This window comes from Oceanobacillus zhaokaii, from assembly GCF_003352005.1.
GTDB classification, from domain to species: Bacteria; Bacillota; Bacilli; order Bacillales; family Amphibacillaceae; genus Oceanobacillus; species Oceanobacillus zhaokaii.
Map to the genome: position 1 here is coordinate 542,226 of NZ_CP024848.1, position 22,287 is coordinate 564,512.

General features: G+C 37.3%; 26 protein-coding genes and 1 other annotated feature. Of the genes, 19 read left to right on the plus strand and 7 right to left on the minus strand.

Features of this window, described 5'->3' with window-relative positions:
* On the minus strand, nt 1-978 hold the full coding sequence (locus tag CUC15_RS02805) for a ring-cleaving dioxygenase (protein ID WP_114915267.1): 978 nt from the start codon (nt 976-978) through the stop codon (nt 1-3).
* A 30-nt stretch (nt 979-1,008) separates the two neighbouring features.
* Complete coding sequence (locus CUC15_RS02810) at nt 1,009-1,584, minus strand: M15 family metallopeptidase (RefSeq protein WP_114915268.1); 576 nt, start codon at nt 1,582-1,584, stop codon at nt 1,009-1,011.
* Nucleotides 1,585-2,081: 497 nt separating this feature from the next.
* On the opposite strand from CUC15_RS02810, the gene CUC15_RS02815 reads away from it, so the two are divergent.
* From CUC15_RS02815 to CUC15_RS02860, 10 genes are all read left to right on the plus strand, one after another.
* Nucleotides 2,082-3,683, plus strand: coding sequence for an ABC transporter substrate-binding protein (locus tag CUC15_RS02815; RefSeq protein ID WP_114915269.1), 1,602 nt, complete (start codon nt 2,082-2,084; stop codon nt 3,681-3,683).
* A gap of 91 nt (nt 3,684-3,774) precedes the next feature.
* A complete protein-coding gene (locus CUC15_RS02820) occupies nt 3,775-4,764 on the plus strand; it encodes an ABC transporter permease (RefSeq protein WP_114915270.1) in 990 nt (329 codons plus the stop codon).
* Nucleotides 4,764-5,600 (plus strand): ABC transporter permease, encoded by an 837-nt coding sequence (locus CUC15_RS02825; protein WP_114915271.1) that lies wholly within the window; start codon nt 4,764-4,766, stop codon nt 5,598-5,600. Before CUC15_RS02820 ends, CUC15_RS02825 begins: the two co-directional genes overlap by 1 nt.
* A gap of 14 nt (nt 5,601-5,614) precedes the next feature.
* Nucleotides 5,615-7,066, plus strand: coding sequence for an ABC transporter ATP-binding protein (locus CUC15_RS02830; RefSeq protein WP_114915272.1), 1,452 nt, complete (start codon nt 5,615-5,617; stop codon nt 7,064-7,066).
* A gap of 17 nt (nt 7,067-7,083) precedes the next feature.
* Nucleotides 7,084-7,707: a glycerol-3-phosphate acyltransferase gene (locus CUC15_RS02835; RefSeq protein WP_114915273.1), complete on the plus strand. Its 624-nt coding sequence runs from the start codon at nt 7,084-7,086 to the stop codon at nt 7,705-7,707.
* A 44-nt stretch (nt 7,708-7,751) separates the two neighbouring features.
* A complete protein-coding gene (locus CUC15_RS02840) occupies nt 7,752-8,237 on the plus strand; it encodes a DUF456 domain-containing protein (RefSeq protein WP_114915274.1) in 486 nt (161 codons plus the stop codon).
* 461 nt (nt 8,238-8,698) lie between these two features.
* A complete protein-coding gene (thiD, locus tag CUC15_RS02845) occupies nt 8,699-9,541 on the plus strand; it encodes a bifunctional hydroxymethylpyrimidine kinase/phosphomethylpyrimidine kinase (protein WP_114915275.1) in 843 nt (280 codons plus the stop codon).
* Complete coding sequence (locus CUC15_RS02850; RefSeq protein WP_114915276.1) at nt 9,534-10,085, plus strand: cysteine hydrolase family protein; 552 nt, start codon at nt 9,534-9,536, stop codon at nt 10,083-10,085. Before thiD ends, CUC15_RS02850 begins: the two co-directional genes overlap by 8 nt.
* 198 nt (nt 10,086-10,283) lie before the next feature.
* Nucleotides 10,284-10,730: a GNAT family N-acetyltransferase gene (locus CUC15_RS02855; protein WP_114915277.1), complete on the plus strand. Its 447-nt coding sequence runs from the start codon at nt 10,284-10,286 to the stop codon at nt 10,728-10,730.
* Between the two features lie 41 nt (nt 10,731-10,771).
* Complete coding sequence (locus tag CUC15_RS02860) at nt 10,772-11,329, plus strand: cysteine hydrolase family protein (protein ID WP_114915278.1); 558 nt, start codon at nt 10,772-10,774, stop codon at nt 11,327-11,329.
* 155 nt (nt 11,330-11,484) lie between these two features.
* Here the strand turns inward: CUC15_RS02860 and CUC15_RS02865 are convergent, their stop codons facing one another.
* Nucleotides 11,485-12,759, minus strand: a complete 1,275-nt coding sequence (locus tag CUC15_RS02865) for an MFS transporter (protein ID WP_114915279.1) — start codon at nt 12,757-12,759, stop codon at nt 11,485-11,487.
* 25 nt (nt 12,760-12,784) lie between these two features.
* Complete coding sequence (locus CUC15_RS02870) at nt 12,785-13,393, minus strand: ArsR/SmtB family transcription factor (protein WP_114915280.1); 609 nt, start codon at nt 13,391-13,393, stop codon at nt 12,785-12,787.
* Between the two features lie 190 nt (nt 13,394-13,583).
* On the opposite strand from CUC15_RS02870, the gene CUC15_RS02875 reads away from it, so the two are divergent.
* On the plus strand, nt 13,584-14,123 hold the full coding sequence (locus CUC15_RS02875; protein WP_114915281.1) for a GNAT family N-acetyltransferase: 540 nt from the start codon (nt 13,584-13,586) through the stop codon (nt 14,121-14,123).
* 109 nt (nt 14,124-14,232) lie between these two features.
* Nucleotides 14,233-14,456 (plus strand) — a binding site (T-box leader).
* Between the two features lie 141 nt (nt 14,457-14,597).
* Nucleotides 14,598-16,037 (plus strand): proline--tRNA ligase, encoded by a 1,440-nt coding sequence (proS, locus tag CUC15_RS02880; RefSeq protein WP_114915282.1) that lies wholly within the window; start codon nt 14,598-14,600, stop codon nt 16,035-16,037.
* Between the two features lie 75 nt (nt 16,038-16,112).
* Here proS and CUC15_RS20355 read toward each other — a convergent pair whose 3' ends face one another.
* Together CUC15_RS20355 and CUC15_RS20360 are read right to left on the minus strand one after the other, a co-directional pair.
* Nucleotides 16,113-16,463: an SDR family oxidoreductase gene (locus CUC15_RS20355; protein WP_242985933.1), complete on the minus strand. Its 351-nt coding sequence runs from the start codon at nt 16,461-16,463 to the stop codon at nt 16,113-16,115.
* Complete coding sequence (locus CUC15_RS20360; RefSeq protein WP_341457208.1) at nt 16,427-16,678, minus strand: SDR family NAD(P)-dependent oxidoreductase; 252 nt, start codon at nt 16,676-16,678, stop codon at nt 16,427-16,429. Before CUC15_RS20360 ends, CUC15_RS20355 begins: the two co-directional genes overlap by 37 nt.
* Before the next feature lie 95 nt (nt 16,679-16,773).
* On the opposite strand from CUC15_RS20360, the gene CUC15_RS02890 reads away from it, so the two are divergent.
* The 6 genes from CUC15_RS02890 (at nt 16,774) to CUC15_RS02915 (ending at nt 20,995) form a co-directional block, all read left to right on the plus strand.
* Nucleotides 16,774-17,937 (plus strand): M20 family metallopeptidase, encoded by a 1,164-nt coding sequence (locus tag CUC15_RS02890; protein ID WP_114915283.1) that lies wholly within the window; start codon nt 16,774-16,776, stop codon nt 17,935-17,937.
* A 12-nt stretch (nt 17,938-17,949) separates the two neighbouring features.
* Nucleotides 17,950-18,732: an ABC transporter substrate-binding protein gene (locus tag CUC15_RS02895; RefSeq protein WP_114915284.1), complete on the plus strand. Its 783-nt coding sequence runs from the start codon at nt 17,950-17,952 to the stop codon at nt 18,730-18,732.
* Between the two features lie 33 nt (nt 18,733-18,765).
* On the plus strand, nt 18,766-19,425 hold the full coding sequence (locus CUC15_RS02900; protein ID WP_114915285.1) for an amino acid ABC transporter permease: 660 nt from the start codon (nt 18,766-18,768) through the stop codon (nt 19,423-19,425).
* On the plus strand, nt 19,418-20,140 hold the full coding sequence (locus CUC15_RS02905) for an amino acid ABC transporter ATP-binding protein (protein WP_114915286.1): 723 nt from the start codon (nt 19,418-19,420) through the stop codon (nt 20,138-20,140). Before CUC15_RS02900 ends, CUC15_RS02905 begins: the two co-directional genes overlap by 8 nt.
* Nucleotides 20,141-20,384: 244 nt before the next feature.
* Nucleotides 20,385-20,597 carry a helix-turn-helix transcriptional regulator gene (locus CUC15_RS02910; RefSeq protein WP_114915287.1) on the plus strand — a complete coding sequence of 71 codons (213 nt, stop codon included), beginning with the start codon at nt 20,385-20,387 and terminating at the stop codon, nt 20,595-20,597.
* Entirely contained in the window at nt 20,594-20,995 is a 402-nt protein-coding gene (locus tag CUC15_RS02915; RefSeq protein WP_114915288.1) for a hypothetical protein, read from the plus strand. The genes CUC15_RS02910 and CUC15_RS02915 overlap by 4 nt, the downstream gene beginning before the upstream one ends.
* Before the next feature lie 162 nt (nt 20,996-21,157).
* Here CUC15_RS02915 and CUC15_RS02920 read toward each other — a convergent pair whose 3' ends face one another.
* Nucleotides 21,158-21,643, minus strand: coding sequence for a glutathione peroxidase (locus CUC15_RS02920; protein WP_114915289.1), 486 nt, complete (start codon nt 21,641-21,643; stop codon nt 21,158-21,160).
* A 212-nt stretch (nt 21,644-21,855) separates the two neighbouring features.
* Between CUC15_RS02920 and CUC15_RS02925 the strand changes: the two genes are divergently transcribed.
* Nucleotides 21,856-22,143, plus strand: coding sequence for a hypothetical protein (locus CUC15_RS02925; RefSeq protein ID WP_114915290.1), 288 nt, complete (start codon nt 21,856-21,858; stop codon nt 22,141-22,143).
* Nucleotides 22,144-22,287 lie beyond the last annotated feature (144 nt).

The following is a 22,287-nucleotide window of genomic DNA, read 5'->3' on the forward strand; positions in this document are numbered from 1 at the left end:
TTAGTGCGATCTGTTTGTATATAATGGAGAAACTTTCGCTTCAATCTTCGAGCGTTGGTTTTCAAGATAGGGTGGAAGTGCTAATGCTTCACCTAAATGTTCGACATCTTCATCCACTGAAAATCCTGGACCATCTGTTGCAAGCTCAAATAAAATGCCGTTTGCATCTCTAAAGTATACCGATTTAAAGTAAAAACGTTCCACTAATCCTGAGTTTGGAAGCTGGATTTCTTCTAGGCGGTTTTTCCATTTTATTAGTTCATCATTATTATCTACGCGTAACGCCACGTGGTGGACACTACCTCTTCCTGGACGTTCTTGAGGTAAATCATCGCGCACTTCTAAATGTATCTCTGCACCTGTTCCACCTTCACCTGTAGAGAATATAAGTATATCTGCTTGACCTGAAACAGAATTCGGATAGCTGCCGGTCTGTTTAAAGGTAAGGAGCTCCGTTAAGATGCGGATGGTTGCATCAGGCTTTCTAACTGTTAGTTTCGTTGGACCAAGGCCAATAATACCCTTATCAGCTGGGACACTGCTATGCTCCCAGACCTTACCACCAGAAACACCTTGATTGGTTTCATCTGAAACTAATGTTAAACGCTGTCCTTCAGGATCGCGGAAGTTGATGATATTACGCTCTCCTTGCCTCATAATCCCATCGTGGTCAACATTGAATTCTGTTAATCGTTCCTGCCAATATTTTAAAGCAGTATTATCTGGCACACGCAGTGATGTTCCAGAGATACTGCTTGTTCCTGGATATGTATGCCCGGCATTTGGTATTTCAAAGAAGGTGAAATCGGTGCCGGGATTACCAACCTCATCTGCATAGAATAGATGATACATTGAGGTATCATCCTGATTGACAGTCTTCTTAACAAGCCTCATCCCGAGCACTTCTGTATAAAAATGGAAGTTTTTCTTTGCATTTGCAGTAATTGCAGATACGTGGTGGACGCCTTTTATTTCCATAATATTCCTCCTAATTTTACAACGTTAACTTTATCCGTTGATATCTATTACTTCAGTAGCTGGACGCATTCCATCTTGTAACTGGCGAATACTTAGTCCAAAGGTCATTTGCAGATGTGGATAATCTTTGAAACCTGACCAATCTCCACCCCATTCGAAGCCTAAATCCTTCGCAAGGTCGGCAACTTCGAACCAATCGGATTCGCCATTATTATTTCCATCAAATGTTGTATCCCAAATATAATCGCCAGCTTCATTTATTAGTGCATAGTCGATTGCTAATCCATAATTATGATAGGTTTCCCCAGCTCTTGCGTTTGTAACGATATTACCTTGTGTGGTTCTTCCACGTTCATATAATGCATTCTGTTCTTCGAATGTACGGATTTCATCAGTAATTACGAGATTGATATTTAAATCTGTAGCTTGCTGCAGCAATAAATTTTTCTTTTCCTCCACTAGTGGGTGGAGCTGTGTTGGTTGTGGGGCGTCTTCTCCTAAATATAAATAATTATTATCAATTGATCGATTATAGAAGAATCCAAGAATAATAAGAAAGAGGAAGATGAGTCCCCAAGTTATGATCAATTTGCTGAATTTCTTCACGTACAAAATTTCTCCTTCATGTAGCTATATATCTATTATATCAGATTTCAAACTGCATCGCTTTCTGGAATTCTTGACAAAGGAAGGAAGATGCTTAAAAAAACTTGACTAATAAAGCGGTTGCAATTAAGATAAATTAATAGTTTGTTTAATAAACAAACTATTAAAACGAGATAGAAAGTTTTAATATGTAATCCTCAATCTAATTTAGCTAGTCATTGCAAATCGGAAAGATACGTATATTTACATTTAACAAAAATACAATAGAAAAGGTTATGTAACATGGAAAATATTTTGAAAAATATTCTTACTTATAAATTGCAATATGACTGATAGCTAAAACTTAAAAAACAGCCAATTTATTCAAAGAAAGACACATGTTTCTTGAGAATTGATGATAGAATGTGGAGTAGTGATTTGTACTGAGAGTCAAACGAGGTAAGCGGCTAAATATATAAGTAATCCATAACTAAAAAATCTAATAGGAGAATTATCATATGAATAAAAGTTTACTTTTCATTACAGTAACATTAGTTCTTTCAATTCTTATATTAAGTGCTTGTTCTGCTAAAGGAAACGTAGGGCAACAAGATAGACAACAGGTAAAAGATGAATTGATTCTAGCGATTGGTGGGGAACCAGAAGATGGATTTGACCCAACAACAGGGTGGGGACGATACGGTTCACCACTGTTTCAAAGTACATTACTAAAGTATGACAAAGATTTTAATATCGAGAATGATCTAGCAACTGATTACAATGTAAGTGAAGACGGTAAAACATGGACAGTAGGACTTCGTGATGATGTGAAGTTCTCCGACGGGGAATCTCTTACTGCTGATGACGTTGTATTTACATTTGAAACCGCTAAAACTAGTGGCTCGGTTATTGACTTAAGCAATTTGGAAAAAGTTGAAAGTATGGATAATCATACCGTGCAATTTACATTGGTTGAACCAGCATCTACTTTTATTTATTTACTTGTATCAACTGGAATTGTACCTGAACATGCTTATGACGATACTTACAATGAAAACCCGATTGGCTCTGGACCATTTACACTCGTACAATGGGATAAAGGACAACAAATTATTGTTGAGGAAAATCCTTATTATTATGGAGAAAAGCCATCTTTTAGTAAGCTAACATTTTTATTTTTAGCTGAAGATGCTGCTTTTGCGGCTGCTAAAGCAGGAGAAGTTGATGTCGTATCTGTACCGCCAACCTTCGCTAAAGAAGAAGTTGAAGGTATGGAGTTAGTTAAATTGGATACCGTTGATAATCGTGGCGTTATGTTCCCATATGTCCCTGCAGGTGAAGTGACAGATACAGGAGCACCAATCGGAAATGATGTAACGGCGGATATAGCAATCCGAAAAGCAATAAATGTTGGCGTTGATCGTCAGGCGTTTGTTGATGGTGTAGTCGAAGGATTTGGAACACCAGCATACTCTGTTGCTGACAATCTTCCATGGTGGAATCCTCATACAGTGATAGAGGATAATAATGTGGAGCAGGCAAAGCAATTATTAGATGAAGCCGGCTGGAAAGAAAATGAAAATGGTATTAGGGAAAAAGACGGATTAGCAGCAGAATTCACCTTATTGTATCCAGCGGGTGATCAAATCCGCCAATCCCTATCCATTCTTTTTGCCGATATGATGAAACCGCTTGGGATTGATGTCAGTACAGAAGGGAAAAGCTGGAATGAATTAGAAAATCTAATGTACTCGAACCCAGTGATGATGGGCTGGGGAAGTCATGATCCAATCGAAATGTTTAATTTATATAGCAGTGGAACAAGAGGAATTGGCTATTATAATGCCAACTACTATGCAAATGATGTTGTCGATGAATATATGAATCAAGCATTGCATGCGACAACAGAAGAAGAGGCAAAAAGCTACTGGCAAAAAGCGCAGTGGGACGGAGAAACAGGCTTCTCAGCACAGGGTGACGCCCCGTGGGCATGGCTCGTAAATATCCAACATTTATATTTTGTGAATGAAGACTTAGAAATTGGTGAACAGAAGATACAGCCACATGGGCATGGCTGGCCAGTTACTGATATTATTGAGCAGTGGCATTGGAAAGAGTAACAATTAATAAAATTTATTTATGGAGGACTTTTATGTCCTCCTAATTATAAATTTGGGATCAGGATTAAAGCTGTGAGAAAGGAGATAGAAATTGTACTATCAACAACTTGCATTATACATTCTTAAAAAATTTGGGAAATTAATAACATTATTAGTAGCAGTTAGCATTCTATCCTTCACGCTGATTAGTCTTTCTCCGATAGATCCTATTAGGTCCTATATAGGTGCAGATATGACAAGAGTAAGCCCGGAACAACGAGAGAATATCGCGGAATATTGGGGCTTGAATGAGTCGAAAGTACAGCAGTTTCTGAATTGGGGAAGTCATTTATTGCAGGGGGATTTAGGTACATCCTTGTTATATCGTAGTCCGGTAGCTGCTATTATAGCCGAAAGATTCCTGGCTTCATTAGCATTAATGGGATTGGCCTGGGTGTTCTCAGGCCTTTTTGGTTTTATAATTGGCAGTATCGCTGGTATGAAAGAGGGAACATGGATTGATAGAATCATCAAGGGTTATTGTTATACCCTCGCATCAACACCTGCGTTTTGGTTAGGACTATTATTAGTGACGATTTTTTCTGTTAGCTTAGGCTGGTTTCCAATTGGACTAGGAACACCAGCGGGCGTATTAGCAGGAGACGTTTCTATATTTGAGCGCCTGCGACATTTATTTTTACCTGCACTAACATTGAGTATTGTTAGTGTGGCAAACGTTGCCTTACATACGAGGCAAAAGCTAATTGAGGTGCTTGAAAGCGATTATGTCCGTTATGCAAATGCTAAAGGAGAGCATGGATTTATATTGTTCAGGCGCCATGGAGTACGTAATATAGCATTACCTGCAATTTCGCTGCATTTTGCCTCTTTCGGTGAGCTTTTTGGGGGAGCGGTATTAGCAGAACAAGTCTTTTCCTATCCTGGTCTAGGTCAAGCAGTAGTGCAGGCTGGATTAGGTGGAGATATCCCACTGTTGTTAGGAATTGTTTTATTCATGACGATTTTCGTATTTATAGGAAATTTAATAGCTGATACCCTCTATAAACTGGTTGATCCACGCATTAGAAGGAGGGATTTCTAATGAAGGGGATAACAGAGAAATTAAATCTTAGACAACGAACGATAACAAAAATTATTCTAGCAATCCTACTTCTAGCTGCGATCATTGTCAGTGGCTTGCTAATCGGTAATGAAAAACTTTCGATTCAGTTGGATATGAAAAATAGTGCACCATCTCTAGCACATCTATTTGGTACAGATTGGTTAGGACGTGACATGCTTGCACGTACTTTGAAGGGACTTACAATCAGCCTCGGAGTGGGATTACTTGCTGCATTTCTGAGCTCGTTAATTGCACTAGTCTTAGGTTTATTAGCCTCATGGAATAAAAGAATGGATGCACTCGTTACATGGCTAATTGATCTCTTTTTGAGTGTTCCGCACCTTGTATTGCTAATCTTAATCTCATTTGCTGTTGGTGGCGGGTTTACAGGCGTTGTAATAGGACTTTCGCTTACACATTGGCCAAGTCTGACAAGATTATTAAGAGGAGAAATGCTGCAAATAAAGTCAGCAGAATATGTAGGAATCTCAAGGCGACTAGGAAAAAGCAGATGGTGGATTGCAAGGCATCATTTAATTCCGCATTTATTGCCCCAATTATTTGTTGGCATGGTACTATTATTCCCACATGCGATTTTACATGAGGCAGCCATTACATTTCTTGGGTTCGGGTTATCAACAGAACAGCCAGCAATTGGGATTATTTTATCAGAATCAATGCGTTATCTGTCAACTGGCATGTGGTGGCTTGCATTCTTCCCAGGGTTTTCGCTATTAATTATGGTTGGCATCTTTGATATACTAGGGAAAAATATACGGAAATTAATAGATCCATTTCACGGACAGAAAGGGTGAGAAGGGGTTAGCGTATGGAAAAAAAAAGAAGCAGTAAGCCATTATTAGAAGTGAAGGACTTTTCCCTCTCCTTTCGTCAATATAAAAAAGGACTACATGAAACCAAATTGCAAGTCGTACGTAATTTAAATATGTGTATTCGTGAAGGGGAAATTATTGCAATTGTTGGTGCAAGCGGCTCGGGGAAAAGTCTGCTTGCAAATGCAATCCTCGGTATTCTCCCCGCTAATACCATTCAACATGGGGAACTTAATTATAAAGGAATTCCACTTACTAGCGAAAAACAGAAACAAATTCGTGGAAAGGAAATTGCGCTAATTCCCCAATCTGTAAATGCACTTGATCCTCTAATGGAGACAGCGAAGCAAGTGCAAGCTGTGATACGTGAAGGAAATAGGCAGGAAATCCAGGAGAATATTTTTCTTGATGTAGGATTGCCGATTGAAACGGGAAAGAAATATCCATTTGAACTATCAGGAGGTATGGCAAGACGTGTTCTTGCAGCAGTGGCGATGGTTAGTGGGGCAGATTTGATTATTGCTGATGAGCCAACACCAGGGTTAGATCCGAAAGCACTAAATGAAACGGTAGCAATAATCAAGCAGCTTGCAGCAGCTGGAAAAGGTGTTATGTTTATTACACATGATATTGATACGGCAGTAAAAATTGCGGATAAGGTTGTTGTTTTTAATCAAGGAGAAACAGTTGAAATTGCGGATGTGGCAGACTTTTCAGGACATGGTGACAAGTTAAAGCATCCCTTCACAAAAGCATTATGGAATGCATTACCGCAAAATGATTTCTGGGGGAATGATCTACCAGAGGAAATCGAGGCAAATACGAAATCGTCGGCAGAACGATTAGAAATTGATGGCATAACCTTTCGTTATAAAAAGGGTCCCTATCTTTTTAAAAATCTACATTTAGTTGTTAATCCCGGCGAGGTAGTTGGCATACATGGCTATAGTGGTTCGGGAAAAACAACAATGGCACAGATTATTGCTGGGTATATAAAAGCAGAAACAGGAAATGTATTGGTAGATAGAAAGAAAGGAAAGCATTCAGGAATGAATCCTGTTCAACTCATCTGGCAGCATCCAGAGAAGGCAATAAATCCAAGATGGCAAATGAAGAAGGTGCTTGCGGAGTGCGGAATGTTAGACAATGAGCTTCTTGCAGAATTAGGAATCAAACAGGAATGGTTCTCACGTTATCCTAGCGAGTTATCTGGTGGTGAATTACAACGATTCTGTGTTGCACGTGCATTACATCTGAATGTAAAGTACATTATTGCTGATGAAATCACAACAATGCTAGATGCAATTACACAAGCAAGGCTTTGGAAAACAATCGTAAAGCTTGCAAAAATGAGAAGTGTAGGGGTACTTGTAATTAGTCATGACGTGCAGCTTCTAAATAAAATATGTGACAGACAAATAGACTTTGAGGATATTACGAATGTGTAAAGAAGAGGAGGGGCAGTATGTATTATGTGATCGCTAGTCTAATTGGGTATCTATTTGGCTGCATTCATGGTTCTCAATTGGTGGGGAAATATAAGAAGGTTGATATAAAAAATGCAGGCGTCAAAAATGCTGGTGCATCGAATACGACAATTTTACTTGGGTGGAAGTATGGCATTTTAGTTGCTTTTATCGATATTTTCAAAGCGACAATAGCAATCTTACTGGTATTATTTATTTTAAATGAAAATGGCATTGTCGGTGAAAGTCAAACATTATTCGTTTATATAACGGCATTATTTGTTATTATTGGTCATAATTATCCCATTACAATGAGATTCAGTGGTGGGAAAGGAACGGCATCACTCGTTGGTGCATTACTTGCAATCGATTGGAAGGTTGCAGTAATTGGCATTGGGATTTTACTTCTGTTTACGTTTACGACTGATTATTTAGTAGTTGGTGTCTTATTCATGTATCTTTCCTTTTTGGTTACAACCTATATATTCTTCGGAATGGAACCAGCAATCATCGTCGTGTTATTATCAATATTAAGTGTTATGAAACATATAGAAAATTATAAACGGATATTTAATAAGGAAGAGACGAAGTTATCCAGTATGTTTAAGAAAAAAGTATCCTAGGCAGATAAGAAGGTTTGCTAATAGTTTGATGATTGGAGGAAATGATGGTAGATATTCTAATTTGGATTGTCATTGCAGCATTATTTATTTTAAGTTTCGTGGGATTAATTTATCCTATTATTCCAGGGGTACTTGTATTATGGGTTGGGTTCTTGCTCTATCAATTTTTCATTAATGCCGATGAGCTTAATTTAATCTTCTGGATTGCGATGGGGTTATTTACTGTAGCTCTATTTGTCGCTGATATTATTGCCAATAGTTACTTTGTAAAGAAGTACGGTGGAAGTAAATGGGGAGAGCGGGGTGCAGCAATTGCTGTAATCATTGGTTCGTTCATTATTCCACCATTTGGTATTATTATTGTGCCTTTTGTCGTTGTATTTATTATTGAAATGCTGCAGCAACGAACTTTAATGGATGCATTTAAAGCATCGATTGGCTCATTGTTTGGCTTCTTAGGCGGTACGATAGCGAAATTTGTTATTCAAGTTATTATGATTATTTGGTTTTTTGTCGTAGTATTATTTTAAAGTGGCTTATTTCGTATAATTAGTTCCTTTCTAGATAATGCGAAAAGCCTGGGGAGAGGAGTGCTCACGGGATTATTGTTCCGGAAATACACTGCGCTTTCCGCGGGCGGCTGGTGAGCCTCTTCGTGCTTCCGCACTTCAGAGTCTCACCGAGGCCTTTCCTCCCGCAGGACAAGGAAAGCTTCGGCAGCGTTACATCGCACGAAGAAAATGGAACTTTATTTTCGAGGAGTCTCCGTGTATTTCCTCCGCTGGGATTGTGGGTATACTTTGCATTTTACATAAACTACGAAGTTATCGTCCATCACATGGTAAATAAGAGTTTTTTCACTGCTAAGGCTGTTACCGTATGGTTAATAAAGTAACAGACTTTTTCGTGGGACGAGTATAGCACACCTCTAATCTCTAAGAATACTATTTTTAAATATTAAACATGTTACTAAAAGAAAGGGATATCAAATATGAATTATCCATCACGTGTTATTACGATTGCGGGTTCTGCTGCTGGGGGCAGTGCGGGGATCCAGGCGGATTTAAAAACATTTCAGGAATTAGATGTATATGGCATGAGTGTTGTTACTGCAATTGTTGGAAGACATCCAGAAACAAATAAAAATGTTCATATCCAAACCGTCGAGGCAATCGAAGCACAGTTTGCAACTGCGATAAATCAAGTCGGTGCTGATGGACTGAAAACTGGAATGTTATTTTCCAAGGAAGTTATTGAAACGGTTGCAAACTTAATTGAGCATGCTTCAATTAAAACGATTGTTGTCGATCCGGTCATGATTGGGAAGATGAATTCTAAGTTGTTGAAGGATGATGCAATCGAAGCGTTAAAAAGTGTGCTTATACCATTGGCAACGATAATTACACCAAACGTACCAGAAGCGTCTGTACTACTTGGAGACCGAGAAATTCAGAGTGTCGATGAGTTAAAACAAGCTGCAGTCGATTTGTATTCACTTGGTGCAAAAATTGTGTTAGTAAAAGGCGGCAGACTAGAGGGACCGGCAGTTGATGTTCTGTATGATGGCAAACAACTGATTACATATGAAGCGCCACGGATCGATACGGTTAATACTAGTGGTGCAGGCTGTACTTATTCTGCAGCGATTGCCGCTTTTCTAACAAAGGGTCTACCAGTACAGGAGGCAGTGCGCCTTGCAAAAAGCTTTGTTACAACTGCAATTGAGCATGGATTTTCATATACAGAGATCGTTGGTCCAACTTATCATGCAGCAGAACGAAAATATGGAGAAGCACATCAAATAATTGTAAATGGGGGAGAACATAATGAGTAAACGTGCATTGGTTAATGTTGATTACACTTATGATTTTGTAGCAGAAAATGGTGCACTTACAGCAGGTAAACCAGGTCAAGAAATTGAGGACAAAGTTGTTGCATTAACAAAAGAATTTATTGAAGCGGGAGATTATGTTGCGTTTGCAATCGATATTCATTATGAAGGGGATAAGCAGCATCCGGAAACAGCACTATTTCCTCCGCATAATATCGCAGATACACCGGGAAGAGAATTATATGGAAAATTAGCGGATGTTTATGAGGAAAATAAGAACAGAGAAAATGTTTATTATTACGATAAAACACGTTACAGTGCATTTGCTGGAACTGACCTGGAAATTAAACTCCGTGAACGAGGGATTAATGAAATTCATATCATCGGTGTGTGCACAGATATTTGTGTTCTCCATACTGCAGTAGATGCCTATAACAAAGGATTTAAGATTGTTGTTCATAAAGATGCTGTTGCAAGCTTTAATCAAGCGGGACATGACTGGGCATTAGGTCATTTTACAAATACTTTGGGTGCTGAGGTTAGATAAAATTTAAATATTTGGTATCAATACACGCTATTTCAAATTTGAAATAGCGTGTTTGTTTTTTAGGAGTATAGAAAGTCTCTCAATAAACTACTAATTCGCAAGAGATAAACTAATGTCGTTAGTTTAAGATAAAAAGTCCAGAATTTAGTGTATAATAAAATTATTTTATAAATGAAGTTATTAGTGGGGGGAAAAATGATGGAAATATCTCAAGCTACAGTTGAAGATTTAGAAGGAGTATCACATTTATTTAATTTGTATCGAATGTTTTATCAACAAGAATCGGATTTAGAAGGTGCTATGACTTACATTAAAAAGCGTATAGAAAGCAAAGAGTCTGTTATATTTGTTGTTAAAGACAAACAATGTTATATCGGCTTTACGCAACTTTATCCTACATTTTCATCTATATCTATGAAAAGAGCTTGGATATTAAATGACTTATATGTTGATGCAAAAGCAAGAAAACAAGGGGTAGCAGAAATGCTCTTACATAAAGCAAGGGACTACGCAATTGAAACAGGAGCTATAAGTCTTAGTTTGAGTACTGCACCAGATAATTATTCTGCTCAAAAATTATATGAAAAAAGTGGGTACGAACGGGATTCTCAATTCTATCATTATGAATTAGATTTAGCTGAGTAACATTGACCATGTACTGAACAGCAATTAATGGGGGAATTATCATAGATAATAAAAATAAAGCTTTACTAATAATTGATGTACAAAAAGCATTTGATGATAAGGAATGGGGAGAAAGAAACAATTTAATGGCAGAAGAAAACATTAGCAGGATCCTAACGATGTGGAGAGAGAAGGGCTGGCAAGTAGTGCATATTCAACATAAGTCGGATAATCCTGATTCTTTTTTTCATCCAAGAAATGAAGGATTTACGATAAAAGAATTGGTTAAACCTATTAAAGGAGAAACAGTTATCACAAAGAAAGTAAATAGTAGTTTTATTGGTACAAATTTAGAAGCATTTTTAAAATCAAATGGTATTACAACAGTAGTAATAACTGGATTGACTACTCCCCATTGTGTATCTACTACTACAAGAATGAGTGGAAATTTAGGCTTTAATACATACCTTATTTCAGATGCAACAGCAGCGTTCGGTTTAAACGGCCAAAATAATAACTACTATGACGCCGAGACTATACATAATATATCTCTAGCTACTTTAAATGAAGAGTTCGCTACTATTCTTACAACAGAACAATTGATGAATGAATTACAATAATATTCAGCTCCATCGGTAGTAAGCCCCTTCCGATGGAGCTGTATTTCCTATGCGGTATGTCTGTGAGCGCTCATCACCTTATATAAGCTTGCATTTTATATCAACTAATCGATATTGGTGTCAATTAGTTGAAAGGAATTTCCTGCATAATCAGCTTAATTCGATTGATCAGCTAACTCCTCATCGAAATCTAAACCGAATGCTTTAGGTGATAAATCCTCGGCTTTTGGCAGGCCGCGTAATCTTGGGTGAAGGAACCAAATGATGGATAGAAGCGCTAAGCCAAGTCCTGTTAACGCAAAAATTAGTGTACTGTTAGTAATACTTGCCAAATAACCACCTGCTAACGAACCGATTGGCATTGCAATTGTACCCATACTTGCTGATACAGTGTTTACTCGGCCAAGAATATGATTCGGAACAACTGTTTGGACAGTAGCGGCAAAAATAACATTTGTTCCACCGATTGGAATCCAAGCTATACCGAATAATAGTACGCCAAGGAATGTCCACGGTACGATGGAGGAAAATACCCAACAAATAGATGAAAACAGGAATGAGAGGATAACAAAAGTTCCTATACGAAATTTCCCCATCTGATTTGCTAGTAGTGCGCCAACCAGTGCCCCAGTAGACATTGCTGCTAGGTAAAATCCATATATTTCCGACCCTCCCAGATGATCAGCAAATGCTGGAAGAATCGCCATTGCTCCACCGATAGCAAAGTTAGCTACTATCGAGCCAATTAAAAAGGTTGCCATAAGAGAGCCGAATACAATTGAAAATCCCTCTCTTAGTTCGAAAAAATACTTTTTTAACCCTTGTTTTAATCCTTTGTTTTGAAGGAGCGTTTTTTCTTTAGTCTGTGGAATCTTTAATAGAGTAAAAAGGATAGCTGCAACAGCAAACGTAACGGAGTCAACCAGAAATAATGTAACAGCTCCAACAAAGGCTACCAGTATCCCAGCCGCTGCATTAAATACTAAATCAATCCCTTGATAGGCAAAGGAAAAATAGGAATTCCCTTTTAACAAATCCTTCTTTGGAAGAATAAGTGGCAATGCTTTTGTTTGGGATGGGTAGGCAAACTGTTCAATAAACGCTACAATCGGCATAACAATAAGTACGATTTGGACAGTTAGCACACCAAAGTAGTATGTAATCGGAATGATTAATATTAGAATTGCTTGCAAAACCTGTGTAATGATAAGCGTTCGTTTCACGGGCCAGCGATCGACGAATGGACCTGTAATAAATTGAAGGGAGACAGGCAGTAAAGTTAAAAAACCAGCTAAACCGGAATAAAAAGCATTGCCACCTAAACTATATACGAGCCACATCGCTGCAATGTAATAAATACTGTCTCCAATATTTGTAACGATTCTTCCTATAAGTAAGAATAAAAAGTTCTTATTTTTTAGTAACCCCATTTGTTTTCCCCTTTTCTAAGATTGCTTAGGAATCTTTTTTCTCACGTTTTTTAAATGCAAATTCTTGTACTTGGAAGCCCAGATTAAAGAAATAATAGATATTTTTTTCTTCTTCAGTTTCCTCACCCATTTTTTCGAGTTCATCCATTAATGCAAAATATTTATTAGTCCATTGTTTAAATTGTGCTTCACTAGCTTCAATTTCCATTGCTGTTGACATATAGCCCCAATCTTCTGGATTCTCGCTATTATTTTTCTTTTCAAAAGCTTCCTTTGGCGCTGTTTGCACCCTCTTTTTCGCGCGATCAATCATACTGTAAATGATTTGTCTTGTCGTTTGGTCAACTTCATGGAATGGAAGCAGTTCTTCGGAAATTGTGAAGCCATTAGCAACGGAACGATAAAACTTTTGTACGATGCCATTTTTTTCTTCTTTTTTTACTATTTCGATGATGTTGTTTTTTTCAAGTTCTTTTAGATGATAGTGGATTTTTCCTCTTGGGATATCCAATGTCTCTGAAAGTTGTTGCCCAGTATAGGGACCTTCACAAAGATACATCATCATCTCTGCACGTAGCGGGTCACCGATAGCCTTTAATTGATTATATGTTTCGATTGTCATAATTTGTTTCATAAGATCTACCTCTCTTTGTTAAGAAAATTTATACGGTTAAATTTATTTAACATATGATATCACTAATAAAATGAGAAGTAAATATTTAAATTGCATGAAAATTCCAGTGCATAATTTTTTCAAAGGTTATTTGATTATTTTCCTATATCTAATATAAAATCAACTTAGCAATAGGAGGAGGTAGGAATCATTGTTCAGAACATATGAATTTGATAATTATACGGTTAGAATAGCGGGAGAGAATGACACAGAATCTGTTATACGGTTATTGCAGGATACTGCTAGCAACTTGCAGAAAAAAGGGGTTTTGCAATGGGAGTATTTGCTTCAAGGCGAAGATACAAAAGAGATTGAACAGGGGATTCTAGCAGGGACGACATATGTTGCTGAAGCAAACGGAAAAATGGTTGCTACTTTTAATTTCTCTAGTAAGCAAAATGACTGGGATATTACACTGTGGGGGGAGCGGGATGATGCTGCCTATTATATCCATCGACTCGCAGTGAATCCTAGATATCGCCATCAGCAAATAGGAAGGATGCTATTAAGCTGGATGGATAGTAATCTGAAGTTAGTGGAGGGGTATGTTAGACTTGATTGTATTGCAAATAATCCTGTATTAAATAAATTTTATCAGGATGCAGGTTTTACTTTTGTTGGTTACGCCAAGCAGGAGGAAGAGAACTTTTCAAAGTATGAAAAGATTTATCAAGTTGAGAAGCAAGATTAGGAATTTTTCTTATTCTTTTTTTAAAACAAGGTAAGCCATGTTGAGCTTCAAGTCAATTATTTAGTAGGTCTTGACTTTATAAAAGCATACATATATATTAAGAATGATATAGGAAACATTGATGGGGATTAGTATGATTTATTTGTCTTTCTAAGAGAGGAAATGGTTGCTGGGAATTTCCAAAGACATAAGTTAGAACCTGCTCCTGAGTTCGCCATCGAAAAGGCAAAATTGCTATAAGATGTGCGCGGTTTATGACCGTTATCAAGTGAAGTGTGCAAGGGGTTCATCCTTTGCAAACAAGGGTGGTACCACCAGGCCTCGGTCCCTTTTTTGGACGCGGGGATTTTTTGGTTGTTAAGAAAGTAAAAAACTTTCTTACTACATAAGTGCAACTAGGACAGTCACCGAAAGGCTTGGTGACTGTCCAGTTTTCTAATGTTTACAATAATTTTAAATAAAGAGGTGTTTAGCTTGGGTAAGAAGAACAAGCAATTTGTTGAGAAAATCACGGCAATGGAAGACGATTTCGCACAATGGTATACCGATGTTGTGAAGCAAGCGGAATTAGTTGATTATGGACAAGTTCGCGGAACAATGATTATTAAGCCATATGGTTTTGCAATCTGGGAAAATATTCGCGATGAACTAGATCGTCAAATAAAGGCAACAGGGCATTCAAATGTTGCTTTCCCATTATTTATTCCTGAGAGCCTGCTGCAAAAGGAGAAAGACCATGTCGTTGGTTTTGCGCCTGAGGTTGCTTGGGTAACTCATGGTGGAGATGAAGAATTAGCAGAGCGAATTGCAGTTCGTCCAACATCAGAAGTGCTTTTCTGTGATTATTATTCAAAAAATATTCATTCTTACCGTGACTTGCCAATGCTATATAACCAATGGGCAAACGTTGTAAGATGGGAAAAGACAACACGTCCATTCTTACGTTCTTCTGAGTTCCACTGGCAGGAAGGTCATACTGCACATGCGACAGATGCCGATGCAGCAGCTGAAACAGATAAAATGTTAGGAGTATATGTTGATCTTGTCGAAAACTATCTTGCAATTCCCGTAATAAAAGGTCGTAAAACCGATAAAGAAAAATTCGCAGGTGCGAAATATACCTTAACAATCGAAAGCTTGATGCACGATGGAAAAGCATTGCAATCTGGAACATCCCATCACTTTGGTTCAGGTTTTGCAGAAGCATTTGATATTACGTATTTAGATGAAAATGGTGAAAGCCAATTTGTACACCAAACATCTTGGGGGCTCTCAACTCGAATTATGGGTGCATTAATCATGGTACATGGTGATAATCGCGGATTGGTAATTCCACCAAAAATTGCGCCAACACAGGCAATGATCGTACCAATTGCCCAGCATAAAGAAGGCGTATTGGATAAAGCATACGAGCTTCGCGATCAGTTGAAAAATCTTGTCCGTGTTGATATTGATGCAAGTGATAAGATGCCAGGATGGAAATTCAATGAATACGAAATGAAAGGTATTCCAGTACGAATTGAAATGGGTCCAAAAGACATTGAGAAGGAGCAAGTTGTCCTTGTACGCCGTGACACAGGGGAGAAGGAATTTGTAGCCCTTAGTGAATTAGAGACGCGTCTACCGGCACTATTAGAAGAAATTCAGTCGAATTTATTCAATGAGGCACTTGAACATCGCAACGAAAAAACATCAACAGCTAAGAATATGGATGAGTTCAAACAAAACCTTGAGGAAAAGGGTGGCTTCATCAAAGCAATGTGGTGTGGTGATTTGGCTTGTGAGGAACAAATAAAAGAAGAAACAACTGCAACTTCACGTTGTATTCCGTTTGAGCAAGAGCAAGTTGCAGAAACATGCGTATGCTGTGGCAAAGAAGCGAAAGAATTAGTAATCTGGGCAAAAGCATATTAATAGTGAGAACGAGCATTCTTAGGAGTGCTCGTTTTTGTATAGTTAGAATTGAAAAAAATCCCAAGTGAATAGCTTTCACTTAGGATGTGATAATACTTTCAATTGCTTAATTAATACCATTCCACCATCGGTTAGGATGTTCTGTCCAGTAATATAATCAGAAGAGGGAGATGCTAGGAATGAAACAAGATTTGTTACATCTTCAGGAGTTTGAGAAGGAATACCCTCAGTGAATTTTGCGAATGCTTCTCCCTTTTTAGTACCCATATGTTCCATCATCTTCTCATCCAAGCGTTCCCACATTACAGTTCCTACAATCCCTGGGCAATAAGGGTTAACCGTGATTTTATCTTTCGCAAGTTCTTTTGCAGCAGTTTGTGTTAGCCCTTTTACTGCAAATTTGGTTGCAGAATAAACGCCCAACATTTCAAAACCTTGTTGTCCTGCAATAGCACAAGCGTTAATGATTTTACACCGCCATTACCCTGCTTTTTCATTTGGTTTCCATCTGCTTGAATACCGTAAATAGTACCTTTTATATTCACATCTAATGTAAAGTCCACTTGTTTTGGATCAGCGCTTGTAAGTGGTCCAACTTGTCCTTCTACACCAGCATTATTAATGAATACTAAAGTATTAATAAACTTTTTTTAAAAAGCTATTGCATAAATATACATTATTATGATATAAATATACATACGAACTAATAAATATACAAAATACCGGAGGAACTACCGTGAAAAATAAACTGCAACAAGAAATGGAGAAAATCCAAGCAGAGCTTTGGACAATGAGCGATCATTTATATGATCATCCTGAACTAGGTGATCAAGAATATGAATCTATGAAGCTCTTAACTAACTTTTTAAAAGAACATAACTTTAATATAGAAACTGGAATTGTAAGTAGACCGACAGCTTTTAAAGCAGAATATAAAAGTGGAAAGCCAGGTCCAACGATTGCATATTTAGCAGAATATGATGCACTTCCTGGAGTGGGACATGGATGTGGGCATAATTTAATTGGCACCATGAGCGTTGGTGCTGGAGTTGCCTTAAGTAAAGTAATTGAGGAAATTGGCGGATCTGTCATAGTTTTCGGTACACCTGCAGAAGAAACGAATGGTGCAAAAGTGCCGATGAGTGAACAGGGAATATTTAAAGATATTGATGTTGCAATGATTGTTCATCCTGGGGATCAGTCTTATGAAAGTGGAGAGTCACTTGCGATGGATGCCATTCAATATTCATACAGTGGAAAAACTGCTCATGCTGCTGCCGCACCGGAAGAAGGGATTAATGCATTAGATAGTGTTATTCAATTATTTAATGGAATCAATGCACTTCGTCAGCATGTAACATCCGATGTGAGAATTCACGGGATTATCGCTGAAGGTGGACAAGCAGCAAATGTTGTTCCAGACAAAGCGGTGGCACAGTTTTATATTCGTGCTAAAGATCGCACATATTTGAATGGGGTTGTGAAAAAGGTAAATAATATTGCAGAAGGTGCTGCAATAATGACTGGCGCAACTTTAGAGATATCGAATTATGAACTGAGCTATGACAATATGATTACCAATAAAGCATTATCAAATGCCTTCACAATGAATTTAAGTGAAGTGAGCACCGAACCCGTTTACCCAGCGAAGCAAAGTATTGGTTCAATTGATATGGGAAATGTAAGTCAGGTTGTACCTGCTATCCATCCATATATAAGTCTGAAACAACCTGGATTAATTGCCCATACTACTGAATTCGCCAATAAAACAATAACGGAAGATGGCCATGAAGCACTCGTTAGTGGTACATTAGCTTTGGCACAAACTGGGTATGAGGTAATAACAGATTCTGAACTGCTAAAAAACATTCAAGAAGAATTTGCAAATAAGGAAAAATAGGGAGAGATAACAATGAAATCATCTTTTAGTAAATTATTAGTGTTAGCATTTATGATTGCAGTACTTGCAGCATGTGGTTCAACGAATAATGAGGGAACAGATTCAAATGCTAGTGAAGGAGGAGATAAAAAAGTATTAAAAATGGCGACATCTGCTGACTTTCCTCCATTTGAGTCGCGTGATACAAAAGGGAATTTCGAAGGGTTTGACATTGACCTAGCGAATTTAATTGCGGATGAACTTGGTTATGAACTCGAAATTGAAGATATGAAATTCGATGGATTAGTTGGTGCACTTCAATCCAATCGTGTTGATATGGTATTAGCCGGAATGAGTGCAGACGAAAAGCGTAAGAAAAATGTTGATTTCTCTACGGAATATCATCGTTCAGGAGAAATGTTCTTAACGAAACCAGATTCAGCGATTAAGGATCTTGAAGCACTGAAAGGAAAAGTTGTTGGGGTTCAGCTGGGAACAATCCAAGAAGAGGGTGCAGATGCACTTAGTGAGGAATATGGCTTTGAAGTGAAGAAAGTAGATAACGCTGGAATTTTAATTCAAGAAATTAATTCAAACCGCATTGATGTTGCTTATATGGATAAAGAAGTTGCGACAGGATATATGGAAAAACAAGGGCTAATCGGCTTTGATGACCCTACTACTAGTTCACCAGGAATGGCGGTTGCCTTTCCTAAGGGAAGTGAGCTCGTCGAAGATGTGAATGGTGTTCTTGAAGAACTAGAAGCTAGTGGAAAGATTCAAGAGTTAAGGGATAAATGGGAATTGGCAGAATAAAAATTGAACGCTATAGAAATGAGGTGCTAAGGCATGAATTTGGATTTTAGCCAAATCGTGCCTTATATTCCTTTTATGATAGAAGGAATATGGGTTACGTTAGGATTTGTATTTGTTTCGATATTAATCGGATTAATTTTAGGAATCATTTTAGCATTATTTAAAATAACAAAGAGCAAATTTTTAACAGGAATTGCGGATATATACACCTCGATTTTCCGAGGGACACCACTAATATTACAATTGATGATTATTTATTTTGCTATCCCACAATTAACTGGATACGATATTGAGCCATTCGTCTCGGCAATTATGGCATTCGGTCTGAACTCTGCTGCATACGTCTCCGAGATTATTCGTGCAGGTATTATGGCGGTTGATCGAGGTCAAATCGAGGCTGCAGAAGCATTAGGTGTATCGTATCGACCAATGATGCAAAATATTATTTTACCGCAGGCAGTGAAAAACATTTTACCAGCATTGATGAATGAATTCATCACATTAACAAAGGAATCTGCAATTGTATCGACGATTGGCTACTTAGATCTGATGCGTCGTGCACAAATTGTTGGGGCAGACATTTATCGTAACTTTGAACCTCTCTTGTTCGTTGGGGCGATTTACTGGGTGATGGTTTTCATTCTAACAAAACTTGGGAAGGCAGCAGAGCGGAGGTTGAGACAAAGTGATTAAAGCAATGAACATAACAAAAGATTTTGGAACAAACACGGTATTAAAAGATATATCGACAACGATCAAGCAAGGTGAGGTCGTGGCAATTATCGGTCCATCAGGATCAGGGAAATCTACATTTCTAAGATGTCTCAATTTGCTGGAAGAGCCGACATCAGGAGATATCTTTATTAATGATAAAAAAATTACAGACAAAAAAATAGATAAACTGGCGATTCGAAAAAACATTGGGATGGTATTTCAGCATTTTCATCTATTTCCGCATATGACTGTATTGGAAAATGTTGCTTATGCACCACAAAAGGTGAAAAAATTATCAAAGACAGAAGCGGAATCGATTGCAAAAAAATTACTTGATAAAGTAGGGTTAACAGATAAAGTAGCAGCATATCCAAATCGCTTATCTGGCGGTCAAAAACAGAGGGTAGCAATCGCTAGAGCATTAGCGATGGAACCGGAAATTATGCTATTTGATGAACCAACATCAGCGCTTGACCCAGAAATGGTGAAAGAAGTGCTTGATGTAATGAAGGATTTAGTCGATACAGGAATGACAATGGTAATCGTCACACATGAAATGAATTTTGCTAAAGAAGTAGCAGATAAGGTGCTGTTTTTGGCTGATGGAATGTTAGTAGAAGAGGGAGAACCACAAGAATTCTTTGAACATCCAAAAACCGAACGTGCACAGGATTTCTTAGCAAAAGTATTATAAATAAAAAACCATTCAACTTCTAAAATGAGGGGTTCGGTTTAAGATTACAAAACTTAAAATAGTAAACCTTTTGGCAGTTCGATTAGTACATAAATTGGACTGCTTATTTTGTTGATTTATAAAGAAAAAATAGAACTTATAAGATAATTGAGGTGTAAAATATGTTTGACAACTCATTTGTCTTATTTTATAATCAGGGTGTAAAGGATGTTTTACACTTAGCGGAATATAAAGGTGGCTTAGTATGGAGAATAGAATTAAGGAATATAGAGAAAAGAATGGTTTTTCACAAGGTAAATTAGGAGAATTGTGTAAAGTGACTAGGCAGACAATCAATGCTATTGAAAATAATAAGTATGATCCAAGTTTAGAATTGGCATTTAATCTATCTTATGTTTTAGGTCTTCCTATCGAAGAATTGTTTGTTTTTAAATATGAAAGGAATGGGGAAAAGTGACAACTGCAAAAAAAGTCAGTATAATCTGTTCTTTAGTTCTTATTACTGCAATTGGTGGCTATGGGATATATGAATGGATTACAGAAGAAATAATTAACGCTTCAACACTCTTTTTTGTATTTTTAGGAGTTGGCTTTTTCTTCCAATCGATCACTTGGGGTGAAATGGATGGAAAACACGAAAAAGAAAAGGATGAATTAGAGAAACATATAACCCTTTTAAGCTCAAAAATTAGTTATTATGTATTACTTTTATTAATGATAATCGTCTTAGTCGTTTCGGAAAGAGTAACTGCAATGAATGATATAAAGAATATCCCACTTGTTATTGTAATTGGACTAGCTTGGATTACTATGCCAATTACTGAATATGTAGTTTCAAAAAAATACCGTTATTAATATGGAGAAATTTAAAAATCAAAAAACTGTATTTAAAATCACCTCTGCGTTACGGGTGTTTAATTGAATAAGGTGATAAAAAAGCATAGAGTTGATTTTCAGCTCTATGCTTTTTTAGCTATTTATATTTTGAACTCTCTGCTGTGCATTTGTTAGGGGCGATTAATTACTGAACTGGAGCAATGCTTCGATTTCCTTTTCGATTGCTTCCGGCTTTTTTTGAGGTGCGAAACGATCGACTACTTTCCCGTTTTTGTCGATAAGGAATTTTGTAAAGTTCCATTTTATTTGCTCTGTAATTAATCCTTTTGCTTGCTGTATTAGATAGGAAAATAACCGGTCGGCATTTTCACCTTTCACATCAATCTTGCTAAACATTGGGAAGCTAACACCATAATTCTTCTGGCAAAAACTTGCAATATCTTCGTTAGTTCCAGGGTCTTGATTTCCAAATTGATTGCAAGGAAAGCCTAAGACGATAAAATCCTGTTCTTTATATTTTTCATATAAACGTTGCAGCCCTTCGAATTGTGGAGTAAACCCACATTCACTCGCAGTATTAACGATAAGTAAAACTTTTCCTTTATAATCAGCTAGTGACTTTTCATTACCGTCCATTGTCAACACTGAATAACCATGTACGCTCATTTTATTAACTCCTTTTATAAAAAGAGTAACAACATAGGAAGTAGAAGTCAAAATAAATGAAATAATAGTTTACGATATATTCTGTTATTTGTGGATAATTATTCTTGTTAGGAACATAAATAAGGGGAAATATTGACAGATAACTTAGGTGCTATAAAGGGTCATAATTTTATTTATTGTAGGACATAATAACAAGAAAAAGGAGGGATAATTTGGAATTCCCAATTATTTATACAAATTTCTGGGATGGTGTTATTGCTGTACCTGCTGTAGTTTTATTAACCCAATGCTTTAAACTATTCCCTATTCCCCGTCAATATTTTCCGACCATTGCAAGTATTATTGGATTTATTATTTCCATTTTTATTAGCCACAGAGGAGATTTATGGGCTGGTATTTTTATGGGGGCCTTTTATGGAGCAGCTGCAGTAGGAACCTATTCATCTTTAAAAACAGCATGGCTTGCTTTTAAAAATAGAAAAAGATCTTGGTCATTTTAGATAAGCTTTAGATGTATCTTGGAAAAAATATTTCTGATTGAAGAGTTAAGTATATGCCCACATAGAATGTACTAGTTAGCAAAGAAATCAAAAATCGCCTGCGAAAAGATTTGTCGTTTCGCAGGCGATTTTAATTACAGAGGT